We start from the raw sequence: 18,659 nt of genomic DNA, 5'->3' as shown, positions 1-18,659 counted from the left end.
TGAGTCACTAGAATAATTTTAACAACTCAAAAAGCCTCATTCCCAATAAATTAGGAATGAGGCTTATATAATATATTTACTAAAAATTTTAGCTAAGACTAGCCAAACTCTTTTCTAAAGTTTCAATTTTAGCTTCTGCATCTGCAAGTTTTTGGCGTTCTATAGCGATAACTTTTTCAGGTGCATTACTAACAAATCTTTCATTAGAGAGTTTCTTTTGAACAGATGTTAAAAACCCTTTAGTATACTTCAACTCTTCGTTGATTTTAAGAATCTCTGCCTCAACATCAATTGCACCTTCCATAGGCACAAAATATTCGTTACTTTTTACACGAAAGGTCAATGCTCCTTCTAACTGCTCTTTAATATAACTAATTTCAGAAATATTAGTGAGCTTAGAAATTACAACATCCCAACGGTCACTAGCTTTTTCGGTATTTAATACGGACAATTCCAAGGACTCTTTCATTGGAATATTTTTATTTTTCCTAATAGTTCTAACTCCCGCTATAACCTCAGCTGCAAAATCGAATTGTTCAATTAACTCTTCATCTATTTTACCAACAGTTGGCCATTTAGAAATCACCAATGCCTCGCTGTCACTTCTTTCAGAAATATGTTGCCATACTTCTTCCGTTAAAAATGGCATGAAAGGGTGCAGTAATTTTAAATTTTGTTCAAACAACTGAATTACTTTATCAAATGTTGTTTTATCTATCGGTTGTTGGTACGCTGGTTTAATTATCTCTAATAATGAAGAACTGTAATCATCCCAAACCAATTTATAAATAGACATCAACGCATCTGAAATTCTAAATTTACCGAAGTGATCTTCAATTTCTAAAAGCGTTTTATTCAATTTAGATTCATACCATTCCAAACCAAGTTTTGATGCTTCAGGTTGTGAAATATCAGCAATATCCCATCCTTTTATCAATCGGAAACCATTCCAAATTTTATTGGCAAAGTTCTTTCCTTGCTGACATAAGTCTTCATCAAACATTAAATCATTACCTGCAGCGGAACTTAATAATAAACCTACACGAACCCCATCAGCGCCATAATCTTCAATAAGCTTCAACGCATCTGGTGAATTACCTAAAGATTTAGACATTTTTCTACGCTGCTTATCTCTTACCAAACCGGTGAAATAAACATTTTCAAAAGGTTTCTCTCCCCTAAACTCATATCCAGCAACAATCATTCTAGCAACCCAAAAGAAAAGAATATCCGGACCTGTTACCAAGTCGTTGGTTGGATAATAATAATTTATCTCTTCATTATCTGGTTCCATTATACCACCAAAAACACTCATTGGCCATAACCATGATGAAAACCATGTATCTAACACATCTGCATCTTGTCTTAGATCACTTTCTTGTAAGCTTGAATTTCCAGATTTCTCTTTAGCAAGTTTTAATGCATCTACCAAATTTGCCGCAACAACGAAATCTTCTTGACCATCACCAAAATAAAATGCCGGTATTTGTTGACCCCACCATAATTGTCTAGAAATATTCCAATCACGAACATTCTCCATCCAATGACGGTATGTATTATCAAATTTCTTTGGATGCAACTTAACATCTCCACTTTCTAAAACAGCTTCTAATGCTGGCTTAGCCAAGTCTTCCATTTTAAGGAACCACTGGTCTGATAACTTTGGCTCTATAACTGCCTTAGTTCTCTCTGAAGTACCTACTTTGTTAATATGAGTTTCTGTTTTTACCAAGAAACCCTTTTCTTCTAATTCTTTTGATATTTCTTTTCTAACCACAAAGCGGTCTTTACCCTCATAATGCATACCGAAACTATTTAAGCTAGCATCATCATTAAAGATATCTATAGTCTCTAAATTATGTCTTTCACCTAAAGCTTTGTCATTTATGTCATGTGCAGGTGTCACCTTTAGACAACCTGTACCAAATTCCATATCTACATACTCATCTTCGATAATTGGAATTACTCTATTACAAATAGGTACAATTACTTTTTTACCTTTTAAATGTGCAAAACGCTCATCATTTGGGTTTATACAAATAGCAGTATCCCCTAAAATTGTTTCAGGTCTTGTTGTTGCAATAGTGACTTTTTCGTCAGATCCTTCTATAGCATATGCCAAATAATACAAAAGACCTTGTTTCTCCTCATAGATTACTTCTTCATCTGACAAGGTAGTTTGCGCCTCTGGATCCCAGTTTACCATGCGGTAACCACGATAAATTAGTCCTTTATTATATAAGTCGATAAAGACTTTAATTACACTGTCATATCTTTCTTTATCCATGGTGAACGCAGTACGGTCCCAATCACATGAACAACCAAGCTTCTTTAATTGCTCTAAAATAATACCGCCATATTCGTGCGTCCAATCCCAAGCATGCTTCAAGAATTCATCACGAGTAAGGTCATTTTTGTTGATACCTTGCTCTTTAAGTTTTGCTACTACTTTTGCTTCTGTAGCAATTGATGCATGATCAGTACCAGGTACCCAACAAGCATTTTTACCTAAAAGACGCGCTCTTCTTATCAACACATCTTGTATAGTATTGTTTAACATATGACCCATATGCAGAATACCCGTTACGTTCGGCGGTGGTATTACAATACTATAAGGCTCCCTTTCATCGGGAACAGAATGAAAATATCCGTTTTTCATCCAATACTCATACCAATGAGATTCTGTGGACTGCGGATTATATTTTGATGGAATTTCCATATTTGGAACAGTTTTTGAATAATAATAAATTGGGTTATTTAAAAATAAAGCCGAATTGACATTCTAACGGTCATTTCAGCTGAATTTTACCTAAATATAAATACGAAACAAAAATAAGTAACGTTAGAGTATAACAAAAGGATTTTGAGGTTGATCTGAAAAGATTTAATTTTGAAATCCACCCAAAATTAAAAATGATGAAAAAAATAGTACTTGTATTATTTATTGGCTTACTTGGATTTAGCTTAACAGCGCAAGATACCGCTGCAAAAATAGAGTTTAAATCAGAAACTGTTGACTATGGCGAAATCGCTAAAGGATCAGACGGTGTAAGAGTTTTTGAATTTACAAACACTGGTACCGCACCACTTATTATAAGCAAAGTTAGTTCTAGCTGTGGTTGTACAATTCCTAAAAAGCCAGAAGATCCAATTTTACCAGGTAAAACAGGTGAAATTCAAGTTAAATATGACACAAACAGAGTTGGCCCTATTCGTAAAGCAATTACGGTAATATCTAACGCTGATACTCCTACAAAGGTTTTAAAGATTAAAGGAGAAGTTAAGGCTGCCACTGGCACCAAATAAAGAAAACTCTTTATAAAATTAAAAAGCTCAACTGAAAAGTTGGGCTTTTTTTATATTTCATTGTTAATCGAACAAGGGTTTTAAAACAAAACTGAACAGCAAGTCATTATCATACCTCTCTACTAATACTTTTATTTTCTTATCCTTTTTAAAATTGAGCATATGCATAATTTCTTGCAATTTATATCTATGAATACGTTTTCCATTTACTGCCAATATTACATCGCCCTCTCTTAAACCTGCCGAATGTGCCGGACTGCCTTGACGAATACCCGATACTATTATCTCTGGCACAAGGCTTAACCTTGTCGCCCCTTGTAATACTATTTGCACATTACCATAAGATTTTGCATCCTTATGGACTACTCCATTTGCATCGGCTATTCTTTCTGAAACATATCTCATGCCCGCATGCTGCAAATCAATTCCGCTAATGTTATATTGAAACAGTTTATCAAAATTAGAATTCTTCGTCAGTATTAATTTCTTATTGGTATAATCAAATGCAATATTAAATCGCTTAATAACCTCACCACCCAGACTACCGTTTCTTCCTCCAAAATCTGTAATAGTAGTAAATGTTTCCATATCCGGAAAAGCCGCTTTTGCATCGCTTAATATAAAATCTGCAATTTTTAAATGATTTATTTTGGTTCTCTTACCATATATATTTCCAGCAAGACCTTGTCCTAAAAAATCTTCATAGTGTTTTTCGGGTAATTGTATTCTCTCATCTTCAAACAGCCAAACAGCATCACTACTGCCAGTATCCAATAACATTTTTACAGGAATTTCATCCGTTTTATTAATCATAACAAAAGCATCTAAATACGCCTTTCTTCTAATAACCGACATATCAACTACCCTTGTATTCTTTGATGTTCTATATCTATAAAGATTGGGGTCATAAAATTTAATTGTCTTATTTATGTAGTTAATATCCACTACAAAATCTCTAAACAAATCATAACCAATAATACCATGAACAGGAATGCCTAAACTTGGCGAGAAATTAATACCTGCATCCATTACTACATAAATGTTTTGCGAAGTGTTCTTAGCATTCCCTAATTGAACAAAATTACCGGTTGATTTAAGAGCATTTATGGGATCTCCTTCCCCTAATCCATTTATAGTTATCTCCGTTACATTGTTTAATTGAATAGAATCTTGATCGGCTAAATTGAACAGTATTGGGGTCCCTACACCAGAATCAAGAACAAAAGACAATTCTGACCCATTTACTTCTATAGGTATAACAATTAAATTATTTATCAACTGAAATTTCACTTTATGAAATTTCTTGCCAGCAGGCAGCTTATAGGTTTGCGCCAATCCCGAGAAGGAAAAACAGCACACTAAAAGAAAAGAAAGAAAGGTATATTTTCGTAACATAATCTGTATGAATTAGTTAACCTCTTATAAGATACATAATTATTGAATACAATACCTAATTTTAACTTGTTGTGAAAAATCAAATAAAACCTAATTATATTGTAAGAACCATTATCATTTATCACTTTTGTGTAAAATAAATTTAATATGCCATCTGTTTCAAACAAGGGCCTTTCCATGCCCCAATCACCTATAAGAAAATTAGTTCCCTTCGCAGAAAATGCAAAAAAGAGAGGAATTAATGTTATTCACCTTAATATTGGACAACCAGATATAAAAACGCCACAACAAGCGTTAGATGCCGTAAAGAATAACAACCTTAGTGTTTTAGAATACAGCCGTACGGAAGGTTCTGAAGAATTTAGAACCAAAATTGCGAAGTATTATGAAAAATATGATATACGTGTTAGTGCTACAGACCTTATTGTAACTACAGGAGGATCTGAAGCATTATCTTTTGCAATGAACACTATTGCTGATACTAACGATGAAATTATTATACCTGAACCATTTTATGCAAATTATAACGGATTTGCAACTGCTTGTGGTGTAACTGTTGTACCTGTAGTTTCAAAATTGGAAGATAATTTTGCGCTACCTCCTATAGAGGAATTTGAAAAGTTAATCACACCTAGAACTAAGGCTATTTTAATATGTAACCCAGGTAACCCAACGGGATATTTATATAGTAAGGAAGAAATTGAAAAATTAGCGGCATTAGTAAAAAAACACAATATTTTTCTAGTTGCCGATGAAGTGTATAGAGAATTCACCTATGATGATAAAACCCACACTTCTATTTTAAAAGAAGAAGGATTAGAGGAACATGCTATCGTTATAGATTCTGTCTCTAAAAGATACAGTATGTGTGGCGCTAGAATAGGTTACCTTGTTTCTAAAAACAAAGATTTTATTGCAACGGCTATGAAATTTGCCCAGGCAAGACTTTCTCCTCCAACATATGCGCAGATAGCAAGTGAGGCGGCTTTAGAAACACCAGACAGCTATTTTGCCGATGTAAAAACTGAATATGTAGCAAGAAGAAATATACTAATAGCAGAGTTAGAAAAAATTGAAGGTATTAAAATTGCTAAACCTCAAGGAGCATTCTATTGTATTGCCGAATTACCCATTAAGGATGCAGACCATTTTGCACAATGGCTACTTGAAGAATTTAATATGGACAATGAAACTGTTATGGTTGCACCTGCAGCAGGTTTTTATGCAACAGAAGGCTTAGGTAAAAACCAAATTAGAATTGCCTATGTACTTGATCAGAAAAGCTTAAAAAGAGCTGTTCGTATTTTAAAAGAGGCACTAAAAAGCTACAAGGGTTAATGGTTGTTCTTGAATACTTTTCATTAAAAAAATACAATACTTTCGGTATTGATGCTACAGCAAGATACTTTGTTGAAATTACCACTATTGAAGAATTACAACAAATTTTAAGCAACCCAGATTATCCCCGTAAAATAATTATTGGCGGCGGTAGTAATATGCTGCTTACAGATAGTATTGATGCTCTATTTATTCATGTAAACCTAAAAGGAAAGCAAATTATTTCAGAATCACCTAATACTGTACAGATTAAGGTAATGGCTGGTGAAAACTGGCATGAAATGGTTATGTGGGCAATTGATAATAATTTTGGAGGACTAGAAAACATGTCGCTTATTCCTGGCAATACCGGTACCGCTCCTATTCAAAACATAGGTGCTTATGGTGTTGAGCTTAAAGATTGCTTTGTAAGTTGTGAAGCTGTTAGAATTATAGATCAACACTTGGTTACACTTACTAAAGAAGAATGCAAATTTGGTTATAGAGATTCTTTCTTTAAAAATGAGGGTAAAGATAAATTTGTAATTACCTCGGTAACTTTTTCATTTACCAAAAACGTACACAAAATAAATTCGGGATACGGCGCTATTGAAAACCAGCTAGAAAAAGAATCGATTATACACCCTACTATTAAAGATATTTCTAATGCTGTTATTGCAATACGCAAAAGCAAATTACCTGATCCAAAAATATTAGGCAATAGTGGTAGTTTTTTTAAGAACCCTATAGTTTCAACTGAAATATTCGAGGCATTTATCGCTAAAAATCCTGACGCCCCTTTTTATAAAATGTCTGATGATTTTTATAAAATACCGGCAGGCTGGTTAATTGAGCAATGTGGATTTAAAGGAAAACGATTTGGTGATGCCGGAGTTCACAAAAATCAAGCGTTAGTACTTGTTAATTATGACAAGGCTACTGGAAAAGACATATTAGACCTTGCCGCAAAAATCATCAAAGAGGTTAAAAGGACTTTTGATATTGAAATTAGTCCGGAGGTGAACTTAATAAAATAACCCCTGTGAAATAAATCACAAGGGTTATTACCAAACCAAACCAACCAAAAACAAAGTGGGCAGTTACCAGCCGACCACTTATTCAATATATATTTTTAGAAAACGCATCGTTAACAATCAATTTTATAATTTAGCGTTTAAGCATATACGGTTCAATCTTAGTATTTGGATGTCCATTATATAAAAAATTGTACATCTTTTAAATTATGAGCACTTTATTAGAAAATCATATTGTTGAATTATTACAAGAGCGAAACGAAAAAGCGATTTCCCTTTTGTACGATAATTATGCCGACACCCTACTGGGTGTCGCCAATAAAGTCGTACGTGATCCTGAACTAGCCCAAGATGTCGTTCAAGAATCTTTTGTAAAAATTTGGAAGAAAGCAGATACTTACGATCCAAAAAAAGCCAAACTTTTTACATGGCTCTTTAGAATTACACGTAACACAGCTATAGATAAGTTAAGAAGTGTTAACACAAAATCAGATAAAGAAATCCAAATAGATGTTTCTGACGTATATACTTTAGGCGTAGAAAGTACAAGGCCAGAGTTAATGGATGTAAGAGAACATCTAGACAAAATTGAAGATAAATATCAAATTGTTTTAGAAGCTCTTTTCTTTCAAGGAATGACCCAACAAGAGGCAAGTGATGAGTTGGATATACCTTTAGGAACTATTAAATCTAGACTAAAGATTGGATTGCGCGAATTAGGCAAAATATATGGTCCTGCCTTAATTGCCATGATTTTAAATGTTGTATTATGAAAGACAAAATAAAAATTTTCCTTGATTCTGATTTATTGGAACAGTACCTACTAGGAACTACAACAGATATGGAGAGCATGCAAGTAGAACGCTACATTGCCATGTACCCTGAGGTAAGAGAAACTTATGCCGAATTGCAAGACAATTTAGAGGTATTTGCAAAATTACACGCTATTGAAGCTCCACAAGGTTTAAAGGATAAAATAAACTCAAGAATAAAAGCAGAACGTAAAGGCAGAAAAAGATTTTACAGTTATGCCATTGCTGCCAGTATCACAGCTATACTATTTATTGGCATCTCTACTTTCTTCTGGAATCAAAATCAGAATTTACAAGAAGAGAACAGTGTTGTTAGCAATAAAATAAAATTGCTAGAAGAAAACATGAAAGAACAATTAGAAGATGTACGTAATCAGTTTATCGTTCTAAACAATCCTCAAACCAAAAAGTATAATGTTAAGGGTAACCAGAAGGCAAAAGATTTAAAAGCTGTTGCTTACATTAACCCTGTAAAGAAGTTATCTTATATTAACGTTAGCAAATTACCTCACATTCCTGAAAGTCAATGTTTTCAAATGTGGGCAGAAGTTAATGGTAAAATGATTAACCTAGGTATTATCGAAGAAGCTGGTGATCAGCAAAAATTATTAGCATTACCATATGCTGAAAATGCCGTAGGTTATATTACAATAGAACAAAAAGGTGGCAATCATGCGCCAAGTGTAGAAAATATAGTTGCGAATATAGCTTACTAAGCTTTCACACATAAAGTATTCTTAAAGCCCCATTTTTGGGGCTTTATTTTTTATCTTTGCATAAATTTTTAATATGAAACTAGTATTATTAACCATTGGATTGTTAGCATTGGCTTTTGCAGGTATTGCCATAAAAATATGGTCTAAAAAAGATGGAGAGTTTGCGGGAACTTGCGCTAGTCAAAGTCCTTTTTTAAATCAAGATGGACAAGCATGTGGAATGTGCGGTAAATTACCTAGCGAACAAGATTGCAAGAAAGATTCCATTACAGAATAGATAAAAATTCTTTATCTTAACCTAACGCATACCAAAACCAGTATTTGAACAACACAGACACTTTAGACGAAACTATTTTAAAAGCGAAAGAGGGCAACCAAATTGCCTTTAGTCGTTTATTAGATATGTTCTGGAACGATGTTTACGGTTTTCAACTAAAACGTACTGAAAATGAAAATGATTCTGAAGATATAACCATACAGACATTTTCAAAGGCATTTGATAAAATACACACCTACAATGATTCGTATGTTTTTAAAACTTGGTTAATTGCCATTTCTAAGAATATCCATATTGATTTAGTTAGAAAACGTAAAAAAAGCCTACTAGATTCCAGAAGTAATTCTGAAGCCATTTCAAGTGCGCTAGATGTTTCCCCTTCTATGGAAGATCAATTAATTCAAGAGCAAAACTTAGCAGATCTTCTTAGAGATATCAAAAAATTAAAACCGCATTACCAAGCTGTTATTAATCTGAGGTATTTTAATGAATTGAGCTATGCCGATATAGCTACCAATTTAAACGAACCTATTAACAGCGTTAAGGTTAAATTATTAAGGGCAAAAAAATTACTTTCCGAAATTATTAAGGCTAGAAAATAAATAGCTTCCCCAACACTAAAAAATCTTATAATTCAAACTCATTTGTGCAGTATGTAATTCTGCTTTATCCTCACTTTATTAGTTTGTATATTTGTATTAAAATTAAAGCATGTCAACAGTTTTAAAAGAAAATGTAGCTCCACCAAAAGGTAAACCGAAATGGTTAAGGGTAAAATTACCTACCGGTAAAAAATACACTCAACTTAGAGGCTTGGTTGACAAGTACGACCTGCATACTATTTGCACCAGTGGTAGTTGTCCAAATATGGGTGAATGCTGGGGAGAAGGTACCGCAACATTTATGATATTAGGTAATGTATGTACCAGATCATGTGGTTTTTGCGGCGTTAAAACTGGCAGACCAGAAAATGTGGATTGGGCAGAACCTGAAAAAGTAGCAAGATCTATAAAAATTATGGGCATTAAGCATGCTGTAGTTACTTCAGTTGACAGAGATGACCTTAAAGACATGGGCTCTATTATATGGGCAGAAACCGTTAAGGCTATTCGAAGAATGAACCCTACAACAACCTTGGAAACCTTAATACCAGATTTTCAAGGTATAGAGAAGCATTTGGATAGAATTATAGCAGTTTCACCAGAAGTTGTTTCACATAACATGGAAACTGTAAAAAGACTTACTAGGGAGGTTCGTATTCAAGCAAAATATGAGCGTAGTTTAGAAGCTCTTAATTACTTAAAAAAACAAGGTATCAATAGAACTAAATCTGGTATCATGCTAGGTTTGGGAGAACATGAAGACGAAGTAATAACTACTTTAGCAGACCTTCGCAAGGTTGATGTTGACGTTGTTACTATTGGTCAATACTTACAGCCATCTAAAAAGCATTTACCGGTTAAAGAGTTCATAACACCAGAACAATTTAAAAAATATGAGGATATAGGTCTTGAAATGGGCTTTAGACATGTAGAAAGTGGTGCACTAGTTAGATCTTCTTACAAAGCACACAAGCACATTCTATAGTTTCAAGAAAACACTCTTATTTTATTGAATTAAACACTAATGGTTACTAGTTCTTAATTTCATAGAACCATTAGTATAATTATTTATATGCTACTATAACCAATGCAAAAACTAAACATAGGCATCAATGGTTTTGGAAGAATAGGCAGAACCCTATTTCGCCTAATGCAAGAACAGGAAAATTTAAATGTTGTTGCCATAAATGATTTGGCAGATACCAGAACCCTATCTCACTTATTAAAATACGATAGTATTCATGGTACTTCACCTCACACCATTTCTTGCGATGAAAAGCATATTATTGTTAATGATACACCTATTATATTATTTAACGAATCTCATCCTTCTGAAATAAAATGGGGATCTGCAGCGGTTGATTTGGTTGTGGAGTGTACCGGTAAATTCAAGGACAAAGAAACCTTGGCCTTTCATATCAAAAATGGAGCTAAAAAAGTAATTCTTTCTGTCCCACCTGCAGAAGATGATATAAAAATGATTGTTTTTGGCATCAATGAAAATACGTTGACAAAATCTGATGATATCATTTCAAACGCATCTTGTACCACTAACAATGCTGCTCCAATGATTAAGATTATCAATGATCTTTGCGGTATTGAACAAGCTTATATTACAACTATACATTCCTATACTACGGATCAAAGCTTGCATGACCAACCGCATAGAGACTTAAGAAGAGCCCGTGCCGCATCGCAATCTATTGTACCTACAACCACAGGTGCCGCAAAAGCACTTACCAAAATTTTTCCAGAATTGGCAGATACTATTGGAGGTTGTGGTATACGTGTACCTGTACCTAATGGATCATTAACAGACATAACCTTAAATGTAAAAAGGGCTACAAGTATTGATGAAATAAACTCTACATTTGAAAAAGCATCAAAAAACGAATTTAAAAATATTGTTCATTATACAAGTGACCCAATAGTTTCTATAGATATAAACAATAGTTGTTATTCTTGTACGTTTGATTCATTAATGACTTCAGTCATAGGAAAAATGGTTAAAATTATTGGTTGGTACGATAACGAAACCGGATATAGCAGCAGAATTATAGATTTAATTAACTTCATTAGTATTAAAAATTATATTTGAAGATCTTTTTTTTAAATAAAGTATTTAAAATCTTACTAGTCCCCATTGTAATTTTGGCGACTACAACCGCTGTATTTTCACAAGATCCAATTCCTCAAACAGACATTCAACCTTATTTTGATCAAGCTAGAAAGTTTAAAAATCAAGATAAAATAGATCTGGCATTAGAAACCTTAAATACGGCAGCGAATGAAGCTGAGAAGGGTGAAGACATAAAAGGACTTATAGATAGCTTACATGAACTTGCCCTTGTCTATTTAAAAATAGACAAAGAAGGTGACACCGAATTCTATTGGGATCGCGCAAGTGTTTTATTAAAAGATGTTGCTTACCCCTATGGTGACGGAATGCATAAGTATATTGAAGCGATTCTTTTACACAGAAGTAATAGAAATTTTCAGTCATTGTTTATGCTTAACGAAGCAAAACAACTTAATAACGATCGTAATTTTTATAATAATTTATTATTGACCGAGGCTAAAGTATACCTCAGCTTAGAAAAATACGATAGCGCCACAAAAAATTTAAATTCCCTTATTGTAAACACCGATCTTTACGAAAAGGAATACCTTACTACACAAGCATACTTAACATTAGCAGAACTCAATTTAAAAATTGACAATTTACCTGAAGCTGCAAAAAATGGAGAGAATGCATTAAGCCTTGCCACCGATAACGGATTTTTAAAAGACATCAAAAATTCTAATACACTTTTATCTTCTGTATATGAAAGACTAGGATTATATCAAAAATCTCTTGTAAACAGTCAAAATTTAGTTCAGTTAAAAGATTCAATTTTTAATATCGATAAGAATAAAATTGAAGCTAAAACGGCAGACAAGATTAGAGATGATTACAAAACTGAAGAAATAGCACGCCAAGAAAAGAAAATAGAAGAACTGACAGAGTCTCAAAATAGGTCTGAACTTACTGCCATTTTAACTTCTGCATTTTTAATAATAATATCTCTTTTAGCTGTTACCTTATACAGAAACAATCAAATTAAGTTAAAGACAAACGACTTATTACAGACTAAAAATAAAGAATTACAGATTGCGCGAGATGGTGCCGTACAAGCTATGGAAGCAAAGACAAACTTTCTTTCAACGGTTAGTCACGAACTTAGAACTCCGTTATATGCTGTTACTGGCCTTACCCACCTCTTATTAGAGGAAAATCCAGAGGAACATCAAAAAGAGCATTTAAAAGCTTTGAAATTTTCTGGAGATTACCTTCTTAATTTCATTAACGATATTCTTCATATTAATAAAATTGACGCCAATAAGTTAGAACCTCTTAATATGGAGTTCAACCTTAATAAGGTTATCAATGAAGTTATTAATTCTTTAAGTCAAAGTGCAAAGTCTAACAACACAAAATTAACCTTAGAGTATGATTCAGATATACCTGGACATTTACTGAGCGATCCATTAAAACTTTCTCAAGTTTTCATGAACTTAATAGGTAACTCTATCAAATTTACCAAGGGTGGAGAAGTAAAAGTTATTGCTAAATTATTGAACAAAGTTCAAGATGAGGTAACTATCTATTTTGAAGTTAATGACAATGGCATTGGTATTTCTAAGGAAAAACAGAAAAGTATTTTTGAAGGTTTTGAACAAGGCTCTATTCAAATTAATAGGGAATATGGCGGAACCGGCTTAGGACTAACCATTGTAAAAAGTCTTTTAGGATTGTTCAATAGTAAAATTGAACTGGAAAGTAACTTAGATGTAGGTAGCTCTTTCTTCTTTGAAATTAAAATGAAGAGTTTAGAGGATATTTCTGAAGATGTTACTTTTGAAATTACACCTAAAGATTATGATTTTAAAAATCTTCACTTGTTAATCGTTGAAGACAATAAGATTAATCAGGTTATCACCAAAAAGATGCTTTCTAAAAGAGACATGACCTCTGATATTGCCAACAACGGACATGAAGCAATCACCTTAGCCCAAGAGAATGTATATGATGCAATTCTTATGGATATTCATATGCCAGGGATAAGCGGTGAAGAAGCCACTATTGAGATTAGAAAATTTAATCAAGACACTCCAATTATTGCATTAACAGCAATTTCATTAGATGATAGTTTAGAGAGTTTTTATGCCGCTGGGTGTGACGATGTGGTTACTAAACCATTTAAACCAGAAGTATTTTATCAAAAAATAGGTGAAAATATTTTTGACAAAAGAACTAAGAAACCTTTATCATAAACTGTTGCAAGTCTGTATTCAACAGCTCCATCCCATCTTCTAAAAATTCATGTTTCACTTCAATATAGTGCAACTTTGTAATCTTATCTTTTAAACGTACATAATCTTTTTCAGTGGTAAGGATGCATTCTTTTTCTTTTAAAACTTCAAGTTCTTCCGCTGTAAAAAAATGATGATCTTTAAATTTCAAATGTTCAAATTTGAGTCCTTCTGAAAGTAAAAATTTCTCCAATGGTGCAGGATTTGCTATACCTGTTACCAGCGTAACCATTTTCCCTTTAAGAGAATCTAACGAAGCTTCAGCGCCTTTTAATTCTTTATTATATGCCAAATAACTAAACAATACTTTTTGATGAGACTTCGGATTAATTTTAACCCGAATGCTATCCCTCTCTAATTTAGAAATATCTGAAGGGCATTTAGTCACCACAATAATATTAGCTCTTTTAGCTTCGCCTTTTGTATCCCGTAAGTTACCAGTAGGCAAATACCAATCTTCCATATATAACTCTCCATATGCAGTTAATAATATGGTAAAATCTGGTTTTACTTTTCTATGTTGAAAAGCATCATCTAACAGAATAACATCAGGTTTAATTTTTTGTTCAAGTTCTGTTATACCATTTCTTCTATTAGCATCTACGGCAACATGAACTTTAGGAAATTTACTTTTCATCTGAAAAGGCTCATCACCCATATCCTCAACACTTGTAGATGATGTTGAAAGTAGAAACCCTTCCGATTTTCTTTTATAACCTCTACTTAAAATAGCAACTTTATAAGTGTCTGAAAGAGATTTTACCAGTAGTTCTATCATTGGAGTTTTACCCGTACCTCCAACACTTAAATTACCTACACAAATAGTTTTCGTTGAAAATGATTTTGAAGAAAAAATTCCTAAATCATACAATCGATTTCTGAGATATACTATTAACCCGTAGATTAATGAAATAGGAAAAAGAAGTTTTCGTAATACCTGCATCAGAACGAAATTATAATAATTTATCTTTGAAAATCTTATTATTCCAATAAAATGACTGTAAAAGACATCACCCAAATTTTAGAAGACTTTGCTCCTTTAGCCTTTGCCGAAGATTTTGACAATGTAGGTTTGCTAGTTGGTAACGCCAATACAAAGGTTAGCGGCGTACTTGTAACCTTAGACACATTAGAAAATGTCATTGACGAAGCCATTGCTAAAAATTGCAACTTAATTGTAAGCTTTCACCCGATTGTTTTCGGCGGATTGAAAAAAATTACAGGAAAAAATTATGTGGAACGTGTCGTTATAAAAGCTATTAAAAATGATATTGCTATCTACTCTAACCATACCGCTCTAGATAATGCTAGACATGGGGTAAATGCAAAAATTAGTGAAATGCTTGGTCTTACAAACACCAAAATATTAATTCCGCAAAAAAGCACTATAAAAAAACTAACAACCTACGTGCCTACAGATAGTTTAGAAGATGTTAAAAATGCGCTATTTAAAGCTGGTGCAGGAGAAATAGGCAACTATTCCGAATGTAGTTTTTCTGTAGAAGGCAATGGTAGTTACAGAGCAAATGAAAATGCAAACCCTACGAAAGGTTCTATTGGAACAAACCATATAGAAAGGGAAACAATGCTAACATGTGTTTTTGGAAAGAACAATGAATCTGCAATTATTAAATCATTACAGAGTTCACATCCATATGAAGAGGTCGCTTTCGATATTCAATCTATAGAAAATACCAACCCATATATTGGTATTGGTATGATTGGAGAATTAGAAAATAAAGTTACAGAAACTGAATTTCTAACCAGTTTAAAGCTTAAAATGAACGCTAAACTAGTAAGGCATTCTAATTTTTTAAATAAACCTATTAAAAAGGTAGCTGTGTTGGGTGGTAGTGGGTCTTTTGCCATTGGAGCGGCAAAAGCTGCCGGAGCAGACGTTTTTGTTACTGCAGACCTTAAATACCATCAGTTTTACGAGGCTGAAAACCAAATAGTTTTGGCAGATATTGGACACTTTGAAACTGAGCAGTTTACAAAAAACCTTTTAGTTGATTATCTTACGAAAAAAATTCCTAATTTTGCAATCCATTTATCGGAAAGTATAACAAATCCCATCAATTATTTTTAATATGGCAAAAAAAGAAGATTCATCTGTAGAAGCAAAGTTAAGAGCATTATATGATTTGCAATTAATTGATTCTAGGGTTGATGAAATAAGGAATGTTCGTGGTGAACTACCTTTAGAAGTAGAAGATTTGGAAGATGAAGTCCTTGGCCTAAAAACGAGAATGGATAAACTTAAATCTGATTTAGAGAATATAAACTTTGAAATCGGTGCTAAGAAAAACCTTATTGAAGAAGCAAAGACTTTAATTAAAAAATACGGCGAGCAACAAAAGAATGTTCGTAACAGTAGAGAATTCAATTCTATCAGTAAAGAATTAGAGTTTCAAGAATTAGAAATTCAATTGGCTGAAAAGAATATAAAAGAATTTAAAGCTCAAATTGATCAGAAGAAAGCTGTTATTTCTGAAACTAAAGAACGTTTGTCTGAGCGTGAAGCACACCTTAAGCATAAGAAAAGTGAATTAAACGCTATTCTTGCTGAAACAGAAAAAGAGGAAAAAGCTTTACTTGAAGAGTCAATTAAATTTCAGGATAAAATTGAAGAGCGTTTAGTAAAGGCATATGCACGTATTCGTAACAATGTTAAGAATGGTTTAGCTGTTGTGCCAATTGAAAGAGGTGCTTCTGGTGGATCTTTCTTTACTATTCCACCTCAGGTTCAGGTTGAAATAGCTTCAAGAAAGAAGATTATTACAGATGAGCACAGTGGTCGTATCTTAGTTGATCCTACTTTAGCTGAAGAAGAAAGTGAAAAAATGCAAAAAATGTTTTCTAAATTATAGTAGTAAACATTGAATATATTAGAAAAAGCCATCTTTAAAAAGATGGCTTTTTTTGTTTATATTGATAATGATGAACTCTTTAAAAATTATTCTTCTATTAATTATGATGCAAGGTTTCTACTCTTCTGCACAAGATATTGCCGACTACACTTGGAAAAATAGAATCATTATTCTTTATAACGACAATATTAATTCTGAAGAAGTGAACTCTGCCCTAAAAGAAATCAAACAAAGCAATATCGAATTTGAAGAAAGAGATATAATTGTATTTATTTATGTGAATGGAAAATTTGTAAACACTTCTAATAACTCCATCAATCTTAAAACCCCAGACGCATTACCTATTTCTTATGATGGCTACATATTAATTGGAAAGGATGGCGGTATAAAGTTAAAAGCAGCATATCCTATAAATTTAGTAGCACTTTTTAACCGTATTGATAACATGCCAATGCGCATGAGCGAAATGAAGTTGAAGAATTAGTTACCTATTAGTTTAAGCATCATCTTTTCAACTTCTTCACTATCCCATTTCTCAGCTATATTTGGGATTTTCATAACTTCTTTCATAATCTCTTCTTGAGCATCTCCTTCTGCTAGAGCTTCGGCATAAGGTCTATTTGAAAAAGTAACCCTACTATATGCTGGCACCCATTTTTCTGGGTACTTAGCAGAAAAGTGTTTTTCTATTTTCTTTTGAAGTAAAAAATTAGCATCTGCCGTTTTACTACTCATTTCAATAAAATTGCGATAGCTTAATTCTGCAATTGCATCGGCGTTTGGCTTACGCACTTCTTGATAAGTTGAAAAAATACGTCCCCAATCATCACCATATTTCTTTATTATTTCATCTAGCACAAAAATATCTTCGAACCCGGCATTCATTCCTTGCCCATAGAAAGGTACTACCGCGTGTGCTGAATCGCCCACAAGAGCAACTTTATCCCAATATGTCCATGGATAGCATTTCATCGTTACCAAGGCGCTTGTAGGGTTCTTAAAAAAGTCTTCGGTCAAATTTTCTATTTCATCCTTAACATTTGGAAAGTAAGTATTGAAAAAATGAACCGCATCTTTTTTAGTATCAATACTTTCAAAAGAAATATCACCTTCAAAAGGCATAAATAAAGTACATGTAAAACTGCCATCTAAATTGGGCATAGCTATAAACATAAACTTACCTCGTGGCCAAATATGAAAAGAATGTTTATCTAATTTATGAGAACCATCTTCGTTAGCCGGTATTGTTAATTCCTTATAACCTACATCAATAAAATCTTGAGAATAATCAAACCTACTACGACGTTGCATTTTGTGCCTTACCCTTGAAAAAGCTCCATCACATCCAAATACTAAATCAAACGGATATTCTGTCCACTCCCCTCTTTCACTATCACCTGTAAACACCTTGGCTCCCGGTAAATCAATATCCCAGACTTTTTCCTCGAAACGAAATTCTACACCGTTCTTTTCTGCCAAATCTATCATGAGCTTATTTAGAACACCACGAGAAATAGACCAAATTGCCTCACCATCCTTACCATATTTTTGATGATATTCCGGCTTGCCTATAACATGCATGGCACGTTTATCTAACGGTATGGCAATTTTTTTAATTTCTTCTTCTATACCCACTTCCCTTAGCGCATTCCAACCTCTATTACTCATCGCAAGATTAATTGACCTACCTGAGAATTCAATATTTCTAATATCGGGTCGCCTATCGAAAACCGTTATTTGATGTCCGTATTTTTTCAAGTAAATAGCAAGCAAGGATCCAACCAAGCCTGAGCCAATTATGGCAATGTTCTTTTTTTCTTGGGTCATGTTTAAGGCTTTAAGCCAACATTAAGTGAACGTTAAAAATATGAAATTATGCCCTAATTTCTGTTATTACTATTATAAACTAAGCAAATCATTTTCTTAATGAAGTTCATTTTTTGTTTAATTTTTTAATATTTTTGTTAGACAAAAAAT

17 protein-coding genes are annotated in these 18,659 nt (G+C 33.2%); 13 read left to right on the top strand and 4 right to left on the bottom strand.

From position 1 onward, the window contains the following. Positions 1-88: 88 nt before the first annotated feature. The gene (locus BM296_RS18870) at positions 89-2,719 is read right to left on the bottom strand and encodes a valine--tRNA ligase (RefSeq protein WP_091905693.1); all 2,631 of its coding nucleotides are present in this window, start codon (positions 2,717-2,719) and stop codon (positions 89-91) included. A 194-nt stretch (positions 2,720-2,913) separates the two neighbouring features. Here BM296_RS18870 and BM296_RS18865 point away from each other — a divergent pair, with 194 nt between their 5' ends. Continuing rightward, a complete protein-coding gene (locus BM296_RS18865) occupies positions 2,914-3,306 on the top strand; it encodes a DUF1573 domain-containing protein (protein ID WP_091905690.1) in 393 nt (130 codons plus the stop codon). 63 nt (positions 3,307-3,369) lie between these two features. Here BM296_RS18865 and BM296_RS18860 read toward each other — a convergent pair whose 3' ends face one another. Continuing rightward, on the bottom strand, positions 3,370-4,701 hold the full coding sequence (locus BM296_RS18860; RefSeq protein ID WP_091905687.1) for an aspartyl protease family protein: 1,332 nt from the start codon (positions 4,699-4,701) through the stop codon (positions 3,370-3,372). 147 nt (positions 4,702-4,848) lie between these two features. On the opposite strand from BM296_RS18860, the gene BM296_RS18855 reads away from it, so the two are divergent. The 9 genes from BM296_RS18855 to BM296_RS18815 all read left to right on the top strand — a co-directional run bounded on the left by BM296_RS18855 (position 4,849) and on the right by BM296_RS18815 (position 13,773). Beyond that, positions 4,849-6,039, top strand: a complete 1,191-nt coding sequence (locus tag BM296_RS18855) for a pyridoxal phosphate-dependent aminotransferase (RefSeq protein WP_027067908.1) — start codon at positions 4,849-4,851, stop codon at positions 6,037-6,039. After that, positions 6,039-7,055, top strand: coding sequence for a UDP-N-acetylmuramate dehydrogenase (murB, locus tag BM296_RS18850; RefSeq protein ID WP_091905684.1), 1,017 nt, complete (start codon positions 6,039-6,041; stop codon positions 7,053-7,055). Before BM296_RS18855 ends, murB begins: the two co-directional genes overlap by 1 nt. 206 nt (positions 7,056-7,261) lie before the next feature. Beyond that, positions 7,262-7,825: an RNA polymerase sigma factor gene (locus BM296_RS18845; RefSeq protein ID WP_027067910.1), complete on the top strand. Its 564-nt coding sequence runs from the start codon at positions 7,262-7,264 to the stop codon at positions 7,823-7,825. Continuing rightward, positions 7,822-8,580, top strand: coding sequence for an anti-sigma factor domain-containing protein (locus BM296_RS18840; RefSeq protein WP_027067911.1), 759 nt, complete (start codon positions 7,822-7,824; stop codon positions 8,578-8,580). Before BM296_RS18845 ends, BM296_RS18840 begins: the two co-directional genes overlap by 4 nt. A 73-nt stretch (positions 8,581-8,653) precedes the next feature. After that, positions 8,654-8,857 carry a hypothetical protein gene (locus tag BM296_RS18835; protein ID WP_027067912.1) on the top strand — a complete coding sequence of 68 codons (204 nt, stop codon included), beginning with the start codon at positions 8,654-8,656 and terminating at the stop codon, positions 8,855-8,857. A 44-nt stretch (positions 8,858-8,901) separates the two neighbouring features. Then, positions 8,902-9,459 (top strand): RNA polymerase sigma factor, encoded by a 558-nt coding sequence (locus BM296_RS18830; RefSeq protein WP_027067913.1) that lies wholly within the window; start codon positions 8,902-8,904, stop codon positions 9,457-9,459. 109 nt (positions 9,460-9,568) lie between these two features. Next, positions 9,569-10,444 (top strand): lipoyl synthase, encoded by an 876-nt coding sequence (gene lipA / locus BM296_RS18825; protein ID WP_027067914.1) that lies wholly within the window; start codon positions 9,569-9,571, stop codon positions 10,442-10,444. A 102-nt stretch (positions 10,445-10,546) separates the two neighbouring features. Then, entirely contained in the window at positions 10,547-11,557 is a 1,011-nt protein-coding gene (gene gap, locus BM296_RS18820; protein ID WP_091905682.1) for a type I glyceraldehyde-3-phosphate dehydrogenase, read from the top strand. Beyond that, the gene (locus tag BM296_RS18815) at positions 11,554-13,773 is read left to right on the top strand and encodes a hybrid sensor histidine kinase/response regulator (RefSeq protein WP_317041593.1); all 2,220 of its coding nucleotides are present in this window, start codon (positions 11,554-11,556) and stop codon (positions 13,771-13,773) included. Before gap ends, BM296_RS18815 begins: the two co-directional genes overlap by 4 nt. Here BM296_RS18815 and lpxK read toward each other — a convergent pair. After that, on the bottom strand, positions 13,754-14,755 hold the full coding sequence (lpxK, locus tag BM296_RS18810) for a tetraacyldisaccharide 4'-kinase (protein WP_091905679.1): 1,002 nt from the start codon (positions 14,753-14,755) through the stop codon (positions 13,754-13,756). The two genes, BM296_RS18815 and lpxK, sit on opposite strands and share 20 nt — an antisense overlap. A gap of 51 nt (positions 14,756-14,806) precedes the next feature. Here lpxK and BM296_RS18805 point away from each other — a divergent pair, with 51 nt between their 5' ends. From BM296_RS18805 to BM296_RS18795, 3 genes are all read left to right on the top strand, one after another. Further along, complete coding sequence (locus tag BM296_RS18805; RefSeq protein ID WP_091905676.1) at positions 14,807-15,901, top strand: Nif3-like dinuclear metal center hexameric protein; 1,095 nt, start codon at positions 14,807-14,809, stop codon at positions 15,899-15,901. 1 nt (position 15,902) lies between these two features. After that, complete coding sequence (locus tag BM296_RS18800) at positions 15,903-16,682, top strand: zinc ribbon domain-containing protein (protein WP_027067919.1); 780 nt, start codon at positions 15,903-15,905, stop codon at positions 16,680-16,682. A gap of 67 nt (positions 16,683-16,749) precedes the next feature. Beyond that, the gene (locus BM296_RS18795; RefSeq protein ID WP_091905673.1) at positions 16,750-17,166 is read left to right on the top strand and encodes a DUF4174 domain-containing protein; all 417 of its coding nucleotides are present in this window, start codon (positions 16,750-16,752) and stop codon (positions 17,164-17,166) included. Here BM296_RS18795 and BM296_RS18790 read toward each other — a convergent pair. After that, positions 17,163-18,509: an FAD-dependent oxidoreductase gene (locus BM296_RS18790; protein WP_091905670.1), complete on the bottom strand. Its 1,347-nt coding sequence runs from the start codon at positions 18,507-18,509 to the stop codon at positions 17,163-17,165. The genes BM296_RS18795 and BM296_RS18790 overlap by 4 nt on opposite strands. Positions 18,510-18,659 lie beyond the last annotated feature (150 nt).

This window comes from Maribacter stanieri (assembly GCF_900112245.1).
Classification (GTDB): Bacteria; Bacteroidota; Bacteroidia; order Flavobacteriales; family Flavobacteriaceae; genus Maribacter; species Maribacter stanieri.
This window is presented reverse-complemented; position numbering and strand designations above follow the sequence as displayed.

Bases quoted from the DNA above. Each gene is read 5' to 3' on its own strand.
- BM296_RS18870 (WP_091905693.1), bottom strand. From the start codon at position 2,719: ATGGAAATTCCATCAAAATATAATCCGCAGTCCACAGAATCTCATTGG.
- BM296_RS18865 (WP_091905690.1), top strand. From the start codon at position 2,914: ATGATGAAAAAAATAGTACTTGTATTATTTATTGGCTTACTTGGATTT.
- BM296_RS18860 (WP_091905687.1), bottom strand. From the start codon at position 4,701: ATGTTACGAAAATATACCTTTCTTTCTTTTCTTTTAGTGTGCTGTTTT.
- BM296_RS18855 (WP_027067908.1), top strand. From the start codon at position 4,849: ATGCCATCTGTTTCAAACAAGGGCCTTTCCATGCCCCAATCACCTATA.
- murB (WP_091905684.1), top strand. From the start codon at position 6,039: ATGGTTGTTCTTGAATACTTTTCATTAAAAAAATACAATACTTTCGGT.
- BM296_RS18845 (WP_027067910.1), top strand. From the start codon at position 7,262: ATGAGCACTTTATTAGAAAATCATATTGTTGAATTATTACAAGAGCGA.
- BM296_RS18840 (WP_027067911.1), top strand. From the start codon at position 7,822: ATGAAAGACAAAATAAAAATTTTCCTTGATTCTGATTTATTGGAACAG.
- BM296_RS18835 (WP_027067912.1), top strand. From the start codon at position 8,654: ATGAAACTAGTATTATTAACCATTGGATTGTTAGCATTGGCTTTTGCA.
- lipA (WP_027067914.1), top strand. From the start codon at position 9,569: ATGTCAACAGTTTTAAAAGAAAATGTAGCTCCACCAAAAGGTAAACCG.
- gap (WP_091905682.1), top strand. From the start codon at position 10,547: ATGCAAAAACTAAACATAGGCATCAATGGTTTTGGAAGAATAGGCAGA.
- lpxK (WP_091905679.1), bottom strand. From the start codon at position 14,755: ATGCAGGTATTACGAAAACTTCTTTTTCCTATTTCATTAATCTACGGG.
- BM296_RS18805 (WP_091905676.1), top strand. From the start codon at position 14,807: ATGACTGTAAAAGACATCACCCAAATTTTAGAAGACTTTGCTCCTTTA.
- BM296_RS18800 (WP_027067919.1), top strand. From the start codon at position 15,903: ATGGCAAAAAAAGAAGATTCATCTGTAGAAGCAAAGTTAAGAGCATTA.
- BM296_RS18795 (WP_091905673.1), top strand. From the start codon at position 16,750: ATGATGAACTCTTTAAAAATTATTCTTCTATTAATTATGATGCAAGGT.
- BM296_RS18790 (WP_091905670.1), bottom strand. From the start codon at position 18,509: ATGACCCAAGAAAAAAAGAACATTGCCATAATTGGCTCAGGCTTGGTT.